The sequence below is a fragment of the Aliiglaciecola sp. LCG003 genome, assembly GCF_030316135.1.
Taxonomy (GTDB): Bacteria; Pseudomonadota; Gammaproteobacteria; order Enterobacterales; family Alteromonadaceae; genus Aliiglaciecola.
The window spans coordinates 985,159-997,967 of record NZ_CP128185.1 but is presented as its reverse complement, the minus strand read 5'-3'; the positions used below and the strand labels follow the sequence as shown (position 1 = coordinate 997,967).

Below are 12,809 nucleotides of genomic sequence, written 5' to 3'. Positions count from 1 at the left end.
CCACGGTTTTGCCAAAGTTTTAAATTTTGTTCGGCTATCATTACCTCATCAATTCAAAGTCATGTGAGCTTTCAATGAATACAATAGTAAAAGACTGGCACATCGTTTCTATTTTTGACGGTGAAAAACCGATTGGAAAAATTTTATGGGGTATCTGTGTTGATGACATGACTTACCGATTCGCTACCAACGATTACATTAGTACATCAAAAATTGTAGAAATCTCTGCTCACAATCAATTAATCAAAACAGCGAGTGGTAGTATTTATCAAGTCATAGGTACAGGCCAAAAAGCTCAAGTGCAAATGAAAGACTTCGAACTACTTCGCCACGGCTTCAGTCCAGAGCAGATCAGCCACTTAAACTCCGCTGTTTGTAATTAAGCGCCATTAGGACTTATCAGATTAGTTCCTAAAAGATTATCTGCACTTTATTTTAGGCAAAAAAATAGACAAACCGAAGTTTGTCTATTTTTAAATACAAATGTCTAATTTTTAAATACTAGACTACAAAACCCTAATCCTCTCTATACGAATCTAAGCTTGGGCAGGAGCAGATCAGGTTGCGGTCGCCGTATACGTCGTCGATGCGGTTTACGCTTGGCCAAAATTTGTTTCTGGCTACGGCTGCTACTGGATAAGCGGCGGTTTGTCTGTCGTAGCTGCGATTCCAGTCGTTGTCACAAATATCGTCAAGGGTGTGTGGTGCGTTGTGTAGCGGGTTGTCTGTTGCATCCCACTCACCGCTTTCCACTTTAGCCATTTCTTGACGGATACTGATCATGGCTTCGATGAAGCGATCAAGCTCAGCTTTTGCTTCTGATTCAGTTGGTTCAATCATCAGCGTACCTGCTACTGGGAAGCTCATGGTTGGCGCGTGGAATCCGTAGTCATTTAAGCGTTTCGCGACATCCATCTCAGTTACCCCTGAGGATTCTTTCAATGGACGCAAGTCGATAATGCATTCGTGAGCAACACGGTTGTTGCGACCGCGATACAATACTTCGAAATGGCCGTCTAGTTTATTGGCGATATAGTTGGCGTTTAACATGGCCATTTCGGTGGCTTTTTTCAGGCCTGCACTGCCCATCATTTTGATGTACATATAGCTGATTGGCAAAATCGACGCACTGCCCCATGGAGCAGCTGAAACCGCTCCGTTACCTGCTGTGGTATTAGCTGTATCCACTACCTGATGGTTGGGTAAAAAGGCTTCGAGGTGTTTTTTTACACCGATTGGTCCCATACCTGGGCCGCCACCACCGTGTGGAATACAAAAAGTTTTATGCAAGTTCAAGTGAGACACGTCACCGCCAATCAAACCTGGCGATGTAACGCCTACCTGCGCGTTCATGTTGGCGCCATCCATATAAACCTGGCCACCAAATTCATGGACTATTTCGCACATCTCTTGAATGGTTTCTTCATATACGCCGTGGGTAGACGGGTAAGTGATCATGGCGCATGACAAGTTGTCTGCCACTTCTGCAGCTTTCTTGCGTAAATCGGCTAAATCAACGTTGCCGTTTTTATCGCAATTTACCACCACTACTTTTAGGCTAACCATTTGTGCTGACGCGGGGTTAGTCCCGTGGGCAGAGCTAGGGATAAGACATACATCACGATGCCCTTCGCCACGACTTTCATGGTAACGTTTGATGGCGATCAAGCCTGCGTATTCGCCTTGGGCACCAGAGTTAGGCTGCATAGAAAGCGCATCGTAACCGGTGATGTTGATTAACCAATCACTTAGCTCGTCGATCATTTCTTTATAGCCTTGGGCCTGTTCGATGGGCGCAAAGGGATGCAATTTACCAAATTCAGGCCAAGTAACCGGGATCATCTCTGCCGTTGCGTTTAGTTTCATGGTGCAAGAGCCAAGGCTTATCATAGAGTGATTGAGGGCCAAATCTTTGTCTTCTAGGGATTTGATATAACGCAACATTTCAGTTTCGGAATGATACGAATTAAACACTTCATGGGTCAGAATATCTTGGGTTCTTAATAAATCACTCGGCAGTGAGTTAGAGCCTTGAGTGGTCACTTCTGCGTCAAGCATCTCTAAGCTTAGGCCATGATCATCACCACAGAATACTGCGATCAATGCCATCACATCGGCACGAGTGGTGGTTTCATCAAAGGTAATGCCTACCGCACCGTCCAAATCGGCACGCAGGTTTAAACCTGCAGCTTTTGCCGCTTCGATGATGGCAGCTTTGTTATCAACTAATAAGGTAATGGTGTCAAACCAGCTATTGTGCTTAAGCACGAAGCCTTTTTTGCTCAGGGCTGTGGCCGTGATATCGGCAAAACGATTGATTCGTCTGGCAATGGTTTTTAACCCTTCAGGACCATGATAAACCGCATAGAATGAAGCCATATTGGCCAGTAATACTTGCGCAGTACAAATGTTAGAATTGGCTTTTTCACGACGAATATGTTGCTCACGAGTTTGCAGCGCCATGCGCAAAGCAGGACGCCCACGGGTATCTTTAGACACACCGATAATGCGGCCAGGCAATGAGCGTTTGTAGGCTTCACGAGTAGCAAAAAACGCTGCGTGAGGACCACCATAGCCCATAGGAACACCAAAGCGTTGAGCCGAACCAAGCACTACATCAGCGCCCATTTCGCCGGGTGATTTCAATAACACCAAGCTCATAATATCGGCGCATACTGCCACTATAGCTTTATTGCTGTGCAAGTCTGCGATGATATCGGTCAAGTCTTTCACTTCACCTGTGGTGCCAGGGTATTGCAACAAAGCACCAAAGATATCGTGCTTGTCGGCATCAACATCTTTACCCACTATAATTTCAAAACCAAACATTTCAGCTCGGGTTCTTACTACGTCTAGAGTTTGCGGATGCACGTCGTCAGCAACAAAATAGGCATTGGCCTTTTTGTTTTTCGATACACGCTTGGCCAAGCCCATGGCTTCTGCCGCAGCGGTGGCTTCATCGAGTAAAGAAGCGGACGCCAACTCCATACCCGTTAAATCAAGAGTGGCTTGCTGGAAGTTTAACAACGCCTGCAGACGGCCTTGGGCAATCTCTGGCTGATAAGGAGTATAAGCGGTATACCAACCTGGGTTTTCCAATACGTTACGCAAAATCACATTAGGTGTAATGGTATCTGTGTAACCCATACCGATAAACGAGCGGTTAATCTGATTCTTCGCCGCGATAGTTTTTAGCTCTGCCAGCGCTTGGGCTTCGGTAACGCTTTCGCCCACGGTTAACGCTTCTGGCAGACGAATGCCTGCTGGCACGGTTTGCTTCATCAAATCATCCAATGATTCTGCTCCGACAAACTCAAGCATTTCGCTCATTTCAGCGTCACTTGGACCAATGTGACGGCGGATGAAATCTTCGCTTTGTTCAAGCTGTGCAAGAGAAAATGGTACGTTGGACATGATTAACTGCCTTAATTTAATGATTCACTTATCGTCGCTAAAAATAGCTACTTGGAAATATGCGTCGAGAAAATTGATATATTGATTTGTAAAACAGGGGCAAACGATAATCGCTGGCCCCTTTAAAACCTGCTGTATTAGTCTTCGTCGATACTGTTTTCGTAACCTTCAGCATCCATCAAACCTTCAACTTCAGTCACGTCGTCAGCTTTGATGCGGAACATCCATCCTTCACCAAAAGCATCGGAGTTAACCAATTCTGGCGAGTTTTCTAAATCTTCGTTGATCGCAACTATAGTCCCGGTAATTGGAGCGTACACGTCTGATGCCGCTTTGACTGACTCAGCTACCGCCACGTCGTCACCCGCAACTACTGCGTCGTCAATTTCAGGTAGTTCAATAAATACCATATCCCCTAGCAATTCTTGCGCGTGCTCAGTAATACCAACGGTAAAGGTACCGTCACCTTCATTACGGACCCATTCGTGGGTGGATGCATAGCGTAGTTCAGATGGAATAGTGCTCATAATTTTTCCTAATAATTATTAATGAATTTGGGTAGTGAATTAAAGTACGCTTTTGCCATTTCTAACAAAGCTAGGTTTTACAATATTGACTGTAACCCACTTCTTGCGCATTTCAACTTCAGCTGTTGTGTCTTGAGTGGCTGGAATTCTGGCCATCGCGATGCTGTGTCCTAACGTCGGTGAAAAGGTGCCTGATGTGATCACGCCTTCCCCTTCAGACACTTTGACTTTTTGCCCTGCCCTGAGCACGCCTTTGTCGGTCATCACTAAACCTACTAGCTTGTCGGTACCGGCTGCTTTTTGGGCTTCGAGTGCGCTGCGTCCCATGAAAACTCTGTCTTGCGGCTCCCAGGTGATTGTCCAGCCCATGTTGGCTGCCAATGGAGAAACGGTTTCATCCATATCTTGCCCGTATAAATTCATCCCAGCTTCTAAACGCAAAGTATCACGAGCACCTAGGCCGCAAGGCACTACGCCAGCGTTCAGTAATCTTTGCCAGAAATCAGCAGCTACTTCGTTAGGCACCATGATTTCGTAGCCCGCTTCACCGGTATAACCCGTAGTGGCGATAAACAAGTCTTCAGCTTGCACACCGAAAAACGGTTTCATTCCCGCTACCGCTTCTTTTTGCGCGTCAGAAAATAATTGAGCCGCTTTGGCTTTAGCATTGGGGCCTTGCACGGCGATCATGGCGAACTCTGGACGTTCTGTGATGCTTACATCAAATCCGGAGGCAACCCCATTTAACCAGTTCATGTCTTTTTCACGGGTGGCTGAGTTAACCACCAAGCGGTAGTCAGTATCGTCAAAATGGTAAACAATTAAATCGTCCACCACGCCGCCGTCGTCATTCAACATGCCGCTATAAAGTGCCTTACCTTTTTCAGTTAATTTAGCCACGTCATTGGCCAGTAAGGTGCGCAAGTAACCTTTCGCTTGAGGGCCTTTGACATCCACAATGGTCATATGCGACACATCAAACATACCCGCATCTTGGCGTACTGCGTGATGCTCTTCGATTTGAGAACCATAGTTGATTGGCATTTCCCAGCCATGAAAATCAACCATTTTTGCGCCGGCTTCGATATGCTTAGGGTGAAGAACTGTTGTATTGGTCATTGCAAAGACACCTTAATTTTTGATGCTAAGAGTATAGAAAGCCACTGGGTTTGGAACAAATTGATAATTCAAATGCTTACATTAACTTTTCAAATGTATTAAATTAGTTAGATTAACTATATTAATGCGAATTAGCGGAAGTAAGCGTATGAAACAGCTGTCGATGGACAATCTACGCACCTTTGTTACTGTGGTGGAGCAAGGTGGGTTTGCTAAAGCGGGCGATCTATTGGGCCGTTCCCAACCAGCTATTAGTTTGCAAATTAAGAAGCTAGAAGAACAACTAGGTCGGCGTCTGTTTGAAAAAGTTGGACAACGGCAGGTGGTTAATCAAGACGGTAGGATTTTGTTAGCACAAGCTAAATCCATGTTAGATATCAATGATGATGTTTTTCGCCAGTTTGAGCAGTCCTCGTTACGAGGCCGCTTACGCTTAGGTATTCCCAGCGAATTTGCCACAACTTTGTTGCCCAGTATTATCGGTGAATTTAGTAAGCAATACCCCGATGTGGCGTTAGAAGTTACCTCGGCGCTGAGTCGTAACCTGCTAGATGACAACAAACGTCAGGATTTTGATTTGGTCTTGGCACTTGTAGATCCCAATCAACAAACCCAAGGAGATTTAGTTCTCGAAGATGAATTGGTTTGGGTGGGAGATAATTTACGGCCGCTATCCGCTAGTAGTGTGTCATTGGTTTTGGCCCCCGATGGTTGCGTGTATCGAAGCCGAGTCATTGAAAAGCTCAAGCAACAAACTACTGCGTGGCGCATTAGTTATACCAACGCTGATTTATACGGACTGATCGCGGCAATCCAGCAAGGGCTAGGGATCACCGCCCTAGCCCGTTCTAGTGTGCCTGACAGTTTGCATATCATTCGACATAAAACCTTACCGGTTTTAGGCAAAATTAAAATTTGTCTATTTAACCAAGACACCCAACATCCACAAATAAGTGCTGCCCTCTCACAGTTCATTATGGCTCGATTGAAAGCCTAAGTTTGCAAGTTATCCACTGTAAATATCTTTGCATCTTTAGCTGAGTGTAATAGTCTAAAAACAATTCTCTATTTCACCAAAATTGAAGGTTTGTGATGAAACGTGTTATTCGCATAATACTGTGTAGTTTATTGGCTGTCGGCCTCGCGGTCGATGCTAAACCCGGTGTTCCTGCACCTGAGCGTACTGCTGAGGAAGGCCAAGGCCCCTACAAACGCTTGATCCTCCGCGGGGTGAATATGGTCAGTGGGCTAGGTGCTCCTACCCGTGGTCCGGTGGATATAATTATTGAAAACGACCGTATCACCAATATTGTCAATGTGGGTCATCCCGGTGTGCCTATTTTATCGCAGGGCCGCCCTGAAGCCCGTTCCGGTGATCAAGAAATGGACCTACAAGGCATGTACGTATTGCCTGGTTTCATTGACATGCACGGTCATATTGGCGGCAGCGCCGATGATATTCCAGCGGAATATGTATTCAAACTATGGCTGGCTCACGGGATCACTACAGTACGTGAACCAGGCAGTTTCAATGGCTTAGATTGGGTCACGGACCATGTTGAGCGCAGTCAATCGAATCAGATTGTTGCCCCGCGGATTATTCCTTACCTTGGATTTGGCATGGGTAGCGAACAGCCCATTGCCACAGCTGAGCAAGCGCGAAAATGGGTAAAACAAGCAGCCAAAGATGGCGCTAAAGGGATTAAGTTTTTCGGCGCGACGCCGGAGATCATGGAAGCGGCCTTAGATGAGGCGAAAAAACGGGGGCTTGGCACCATGATGCACCACGCTCAATTGAATGTTATGAGTATGAATGCTCTGGATTCTGCCCGTTTAGGCTTAACCACTATGGAGCATTGGTACGGCTTGCCCGAAGCGCTGTTTGAAAACCAAACCGTGCAAAATTATCCCGCTGACTACAATTACAATGATGAACAGCATCGATTTGCCGAGGCAGGAAAATTATGGGAGCAGGCAGCTAAGCCTGGAAGTGAAAAGTGGCAACAAGTCCGTGATGAGTTAATTGATTTAGATTTCACCATTAATCCCACCTTAACCATATACGAGGCCAGCCGCGATTTAATGCGCGAGCGCAACGCCGACTGGCACCAAGAATACACTCTACCCACACTATGGGATTTCTTCACGCCAAGCCGTTATGCCCATGGTTCTTATTGGTTTGACTGGACTACCGATGATGAAATAAATTGGAAACATAACTTTAGTCAGTGGATGGCGTTTTTAAATGATTTCAAAAATCACGGCGGTCGAGTGACTACCGGATCTGATGCGGGCTACATTTACAAAATTTATGGATTTGCCTATATTCGCGAGCTAGAGTTGTTGCGCGAGGCAGGGTTCAATGCTTGGGAAGTGATCCAAGCGGCAACCTTAAACGGGGCCCAAGCGCTGGGGATGGACGACCAAATAGGTTCAATTACCATTGGCAAAAAGGCTGATTTGGTGATTGTTGAAGAAAATCCGCTACGCAACTTTAAAGTGCTATACGGCACAGGTCATTATCAATTAGACCAGAACAATCAACCCACCCGCACCGGTGGGGTTAAATATACGGTTAAAGACGGTATCGTCTACGATGCCAAGAAACTATTAGATGATGTGAAGAAAATGGTGGATAGCGCCAAAGCCTCCAATTAAGGAAGATTAGTATGAAGTACCCAAAAATATTGTTTCCAGTAAGCCTGTTATTAGCGAGTTTTTGTTTATCTACAGCACCATTGAGTGCGCAACAAATGGGCGGTAGTGAAGCTCAACAACAGAAGGTGAGTTTTCAGCAACAATCAATGCAAACCGCAGTAGATTTTGTCGATGCTCTAAATCGTCAGGATCTCACTAAATTGAGTCAGTATATTGATTTAAATACTATCGGTACTGGCATAGCAACACGTGTTCTGAGCAAGCAGCAAGATATCAATGATTTTGTCAGCGGTTTTACCCAGCCGCAAAATCAAACGAAGATGGTACAAAACATGTTCTCTTCGGTGTTCCAAGATAATTTTCATGCTCAATTCATGCGCATGCTGAATGAGGGTGGAGTTGAGCGCCCGTTAATCAGGATAAGTTACCAAGACGGCGGACTTGAATATCTGATCTTGTACTTGTCTGAGCAACAAAAAATTGTTGATACCTATATGGCAACTTCCGGCAAATTAATGACAGATGCTTTAACGCAAGCCACCAGCCTGATGATTAATACTGACGATTCATTCTTGGGCCGTGTCCTTGGCTCAAAGAAGATTGATAAAGACATCCTAGAAAGTTTCAATCAAATAGGCAGTCTTCGACGCTCAGGAAATTTTGAACAAGCCTTCCAAGTACTCAAATCTTTACCTGAAAGTCTGCAGAAAGAGCGCGTGATCATCGATTTAGGTGTGGTTCTGGCACAAAGTATCAGTGATGAAGAATATATGAAACAGCTAACCCTGCTGGCTGATAACTTTGCTAATGACCCCTCTACCCAATTTTTACTGATTGATTATTATGTTGTCAAAGAAGACTTTCAAAAGGTCATCAGCTCTATCTATAACGTGATTGAACGCTTCGGGCCTGATGGTCATTTGTATGAGTTGGCTGCGAATGTACATCACACTATGGGCAAAATAGACCTATCGATTAACGCTTCGAAGAAAGGTATTAATGCAGAGCCTGATTACGAAGGTAATTATTGGATGCTAAATTATCTTTATTTAGAGAGCAGAGATTTTGCTGCAGTTGCGGCGAATTTAAGCCAAATAGAACAAAAGCTAGGATATGAGTTCAGCCGCGAAAGTCTAGCCCAAGAAGAGATGTTTAAAGAGTTTATCCAATCAGACGAGTTCGACCAGTGGTTAAAAAACAAGTCTGACGGTGCATAACAAAAAATATTACAACTGCTGATAGTAAGCCCTTATTAACCATAAGGGCTTTTTTTGCGCCACAATTACGTGGACACCCACCTTTAGATCAATTACGTGCAATTACGTGGACATATATGGACGCTCCCCTGATGTCAACGTACTAATTGCCCCTTCGTGCTGATTTTCTGCACGAATTACGTTTTTACTATTCTATTACCGCTAGTCTGTTGTCTTGAAGGCAGTCTAAAATGGCTTAGTTCTGACATATATTCAGGCTCTTTATTAGCGTTGGTTTAATCAACGCTGGCCTCTGATGAACTCCGAACCTTATCGCCTAAAAACACCCAGTCGGATTGTTATCCGTGTCTAAGTCTGGCTTTGATGAGGTAGGTAGACCGTTTTCTTCATCATTTTATGACTAAGCGGGGTAGGTAAAGTAAGTGTTATCCCGTGTCTTGCCTTCCACAACACCCACACAGGCTTGGTGCCTTTGTCCTACACGGAATTGAGCTCGACAGGGATAACGTAAAGTGATTCATGTTATGCGCTCACTTGTGAGGACGTAACGCGATAGTGCTCCTGACGTGTGAGCAATATCCAGATTAAACGTGCTAAACGATGGGCGACGGCGACTGCCACTTTATTAAACGGCTTGGTAACGCGAAGTTTAGTGGCCCACAGTGATAACGGATCAGTTCTTTGCGCGGCACGACTCACGACAGACCGCGCACCATGTACCAGTTGTTTACGTAAATAACGGTCTCCGCGTTTGGTAATGCCGCCCATCTTACTGATATTGCCTGAGGCGTGTTGTTTAGGCGTCAGCCCTAACCACACGGCAAATTCTTTGGGATTATTAAACGCCTGGCCTTTATCAATGGCGGCTAAAAACGCTGAGGCATTAATGAAACCAATCCCTGGGATGCTGAGCAATATTTTGCCACTTTCACTGTTATTAACAAAGTGATGCAATTGCTGCTCAATGGCCTTGATGCGAGAGCGTGTGTCTTCATATTCTGCCTTTAACGCGCGCATCATGGTTCTCAACTGGTTACTGCGTTGTTCGCTATCAATTACTTGGGCTAATCCTGCACACAAGGCCACGTGGCCACAAGGAAATATTACCCCAAATTCACTTAACAACCCGCGTATCTGGTTACTCAGGGCCGTTTTGTTTCTAATTAAGCGCTCTCGAATTCGATGCAAGCAATTAATTTCTTGCTGTTGCTCAGATTTTACGGGGACAAAGCGGATATGTGAGCGCTGGCTGGCTTCTGCTATGGCAAAAGCATCGTTATGGTCATTCTTGTTGCCTCGCACAAAAGGCGTGACATGTTGGGCTGGTATAAGCTTGGTATCATGACCTAATTTAGCAATTTCACGCCCCCAGTAATGCGATGAATAACAGGCTTCCATCACCACCAACGTAGGTGGTTGTTGGCGCATAAAATCAAGTAGCTCAGTCCGTTTTAATTTCTTATTAAATTGCGGTTTAATATGTTCATTTACTCCGCACACTTGAAATACAGTCTTTGCCAAATCGATGGTAATTGTTTTAAGCTTCATATTGGACGTTCCCTATGTAAATAGTCTTGTTTAAGAACTACTATTTTGGCGCATTGACGCCGTATTGGGGAGCGTCCATCTCATCACCCACCTTTAGATTATCTCCATTTGATCCGCCAAGTTAAAATAATAAGAGTGGCTGTCCACGCTAAAATTGCAGTGCGAATCTGAGTGGGAGTGGCAAAAACAAGCGTTGCTTAAGTTGAGGTTATTTGGGCCTTTACAACGATGTTAACCGAGGTTTAATTACGTGGACATATATGGACGCTCCCCTGATGTCAACGTACTAATTGCCCCTTCGTGCTGATTTTCTGCACGAATTACGTTTTTACTATTCTATTACCGCTAGTCTGTTGTCTTGAAGGCAGTCTAAAATGGCTTAGTTCTGACATATATTCAGGCTCTTTATTAGCGTTGGTTTAATCAACGCTGGCCTCTGATGAACTCCGAACCTTATCGCCTAAAAACACCCAGTCGGATTGTTATCCGTGTCTAAGTCTGGCTTTGATGAGGTAGGTAGACCGTTTTCTTCATCATTTTATGACTAAGCGGGGTAGGTAAAGTAAGTGTTATCCCGTGTCTTGCCTTCCACAACACCCACACAGGCTTGGTGCCTTTGTCCTACACGGAATTGAGCTCGACAGGGATAACGTAAAGTGATTCATGTTATGCGCTCACTTGTGAGGACGTAACGCGATAGTGCTCCTGACGTGTGAGCAATATCCAGATTAAACGTGCTAAACGATGGGCGACGGCGACTGCCACTTTATTAAACGGCTTGGTAACGCGAAGTTTAGTGGCCCACAGTGATAACGGATCAGTTCTTTGCGCGGCACGACTCACGACAGACCGCGCACCATGTACCAGTTGTTTACGTAAATAACGGTCTCCGCGTTTGGTAATGCCGCCCATCTTACTGATATTGCCTGAGGCGTGTTGTTTAGGCGTCAGCCCTAACCACACGGCAAATTCTTTGGGATTATTAAACGCCTGGCCTTTATCAATGGCGGCTAAAAACGCTGAGGCATTAATGAAACCAATCCCTGGGATGCTGAGCAATATTTTGCCACTTTCACTGTTATTAACAAAGTGATGCAATTGCTGCTCAATGGCCTTGATGCGAGAGCGTGTGTCTTCATATTCTGCCTTTAACGCGCGCATCATGGTTCTCAACTGGTTACTGCGTTGTTCGCTATCAATTACTTGGGCTAATCCTGCACACAAGGCCACGTGGCCACAAGGAAATATTACCCCAAATTCACTTAACAACCCGCGTATCTGGTTACTCAGGGCCGTTTTGTTTCTAATTAAGCGCTCTCGAATTCGATGCAAGCAATTAATTTCTTGCTGTTGCTCAGATTTTACGGGGACAAAGCGGATATGTGAGCGCTGGCTGGCTTCTGCTATGGCAAAAGCATCGTTATGGTCATTCTTGTTGCCTCGCACAAAAGGCGTGACATGTTGGGCTGGTATAAGCTTGGTATCATGACCTAATTTAGCAATTTCACGCCCCCAGTAATGCGATGAATAACAGGCTTCCATCACCACCAACGTAGGTGGTTGTTGGCGCATAAAATCAAGTAGCTCAGTCCGTTTTAATTTCTTATTAAATTGCGGTTTAATATGTTCATTTACTCCGCACACTTGAAATACAGTCTTTGCCAAATCGATGGTAATTGTTTTAAGCTTCATATTGGACGTTCCCTATGTAAATAGTCTTGTTTAAGAACTACTATTTTGGCGCATTGACGCCGTATTGGGGAGCGTCCATCTCATCACCCACCTTTAGATTATCTCCATTTGATCCGCCAAGTTAAAATAATAAGAGTGGCTGTCCACGCTAAAATTGCAGTGCGAATCTGAGTGGGAGTGGCAAAAACAAGCGTTGCTTAAGTTGAGGTTATTTGGGCCTTTACAACGATGTTAACCGAGGTTTAATTACGTGGACATATATGGACGCTCCCCTGATGTCAACGTACTAATTGCCCCTTCGTGCTGATTTTCTGCACGAATTACGTTTTTACTATTCTATTACCGCTAGTCTGTTGTCTTGAAGGCAGTCTAAAATGGCTTAGTTCTGACATATATTCAGGCTCTTTATTAGCGTTGGTTTAATCAACGCTGGCCTCTGATGAACTCCGAACCTTATCGCCTAAAAACACCCAGTCGGATTGTTATCCGTGTCTAAGTCTGGCTTTGATGAGGTAGGTAGACCGTTTTCTTCATCATTTTATGACTAAGCGGGGTAGGTAAAGTAAGTGTTATCCCGTGTCTTGCCTTCCACAACACCCACACAGGCTTGGTGCCTTTGTCCTACACGGAATTG

At 44.9% G+C, this 12,809-nt stretch carries 9 protein-coding genes; 4 read left to right on the top strand and 5 right to left on the bottom strand.

Annotation, left to right across the window (positions count from 1 at the left end; genetic code table 11):
• Positions 1-74 precede the first annotated feature (74 nt).
• Positions 75-383: a hypothetical protein gene (locus QR722_RS04180; RefSeq protein WP_211868103.1), complete on the top strand. Its 309-nt coding sequence runs from the start codon at positions 75-77 to the stop codon at positions 381-383.
• A 133-nt stretch (positions 384-516) separates the two neighbouring features.
• Here the strand turns inward: QR722_RS04180 and gcvP are convergent, their stop codons facing one another.
• The 3 genes from gcvP to gcvT all read right to left on the bottom strand — a co-directional run bounded on the left by gcvP (position 517) and on the right by gcvT (position 5,060).
• Complete coding sequence (gcvP, locus tag QR722_RS04175; RefSeq protein ID WP_286285537.1) at positions 517-3,414, bottom strand: aminomethyl-transferring glycine dehydrogenase; 2,898 nt, start codon at positions 3,412-3,414, stop codon at positions 517-519.
• A 137-nt stretch (positions 3,415-3,551) separates the two neighbouring features.
• Positions 3,552-3,941: a glycine cleavage system protein GcvH gene (gene gcvH, locus QR722_RS04170; RefSeq protein WP_286285535.1), complete on the bottom strand. Its 390-nt coding sequence runs from the start codon at positions 3,939-3,941 to the stop codon at positions 3,552-3,554.
• A 39-nt stretch (positions 3,942-3,980) separates the two neighbouring features.
• Entirely contained in the window at positions 3,981-5,060 is a 1,080-nt protein-coding gene (gene gcvT / locus QR722_RS04165; protein ID WP_286285533.1) for a glycine cleavage system aminomethyltransferase GcvT, read from the bottom strand.
• 148 nt (positions 5,061-5,208) lie between these two features.
• On the opposite strand from gcvT, the gene QR722_RS04160 reads away from it, so the two are divergent.
• The 3 genes from QR722_RS04160 (at position 5,209) to QR722_RS04150 (ending at position 8,935) form a co-directional block, all read left to right on the top strand.
• A complete protein-coding gene (locus QR722_RS04160) occupies positions 5,209-6,057 on the top strand; it encodes a LysR family transcriptional regulator (protein WP_286285531.1) in 849 nt (282 codons plus the stop codon).
• Between the two features lie 95 nt (positions 6,058-6,152).
• Positions 6,153-7,718 (top strand): amidohydrolase family protein, encoded by a 1,566-nt coding sequence (locus tag QR722_RS04155; protein ID WP_286285528.1) that lies wholly within the window; start codon positions 6,153-6,155, stop codon positions 7,716-7,718.
• A gap of 11 nt (positions 7,719-7,729) precedes the next feature.
• Positions 7,730-8,935 carry a tetratricopeptide repeat protein gene (locus QR722_RS04150; protein WP_286285526.1) on the top strand — a complete coding sequence of 402 codons (1,206 nt, stop codon included), beginning with the start codon at positions 7,730-7,732 and terminating at the stop codon, positions 8,933-8,935.
• Between the two features lie 522 nt (positions 8,936-9,457).
• On the opposite strand, the gene QR722_RS04145 is transcribed toward QR722_RS04150, so the two are convergent.
• Complete coding sequence (locus QR722_RS04145; protein WP_286283064.1) at positions 9,458-10,483, bottom strand: IS110 family RNA-guided transposase; 1,026 nt, start codon at positions 10,481-10,483, stop codon at positions 9,458-9,460.
• A gap of 666 nt (positions 10,484-11,149) precedes the next feature.
• Complete coding sequence (locus tag QR722_RS04140) at positions 11,150-12,175, bottom strand: IS110 family RNA-guided transposase (protein WP_286283064.1); 1,026 nt, start codon at positions 12,173-12,175, stop codon at positions 11,150-11,152.
• Between the last annotated feature and the right edge of the window lie 634 nt (positions 12,176-12,809).

Excerpts from the sequence above, each read along its gene's own strand:
- gcvT (WP_286285533.1), bottom strand. The coding sequence starts at position 5,060 with ATGACCAATACAACAGTTCTTCACCCTAAGCATATCGAAGCCGGCGCA.
- QR722_RS04150 (WP_286285526.1), top strand. The coding sequence starts at position 7,730 with ATGAAGTACCCAAAAATATTGTTTCCAGTAAGCCTGTTATTAGCGAGT.
- QR722_RS04155 (WP_286285528.1), top strand. The coding sequence starts at position 6,153 with ATGAAACGTGTTATTCGCATAATACTGTGTAGTTTATTGGCTGTCGGC.
- QR722_RS04180 (WP_211868103.1), top strand. The coding sequence starts at position 75 with ATGAATACAATAGTAAAAGACTGGCACATCGTTTCTATTTTTGACGGT.
- gcvH (WP_286285535.1), bottom strand. The coding sequence starts at position 3,941 with ATGAGCACTATTCCATCTGAACTACGCTATGCATCCACCCACGAATGG.
- QR722_RS04145 (WP_286283064.1), bottom strand. The coding sequence starts at position 10,483 with ATGAAGCTTAAAACAATTACCATCGATTTGGCAAAGACTGTATTTCAA.
- QR722_RS04160 (WP_286285531.1), top strand. The coding sequence starts at position 5,209 with ATGAAACAGCTGTCGATGGACAATCTACGCACCTTTGTTACTGTGGTG.
- gcvP (WP_286285537.1), bottom strand. The coding sequence starts at position 3,414 with ATGTCCAACGTACCATTTTCTCTTGCACAGCTTGAACAAAGCGAAGAT.
- QR722_RS04140 (WP_286283064.1), bottom strand. The coding sequence starts at position 12,175 with ATGAAGCTTAAAACAATTACCATCGATTTGGCAAAGACTGTATTTCAA.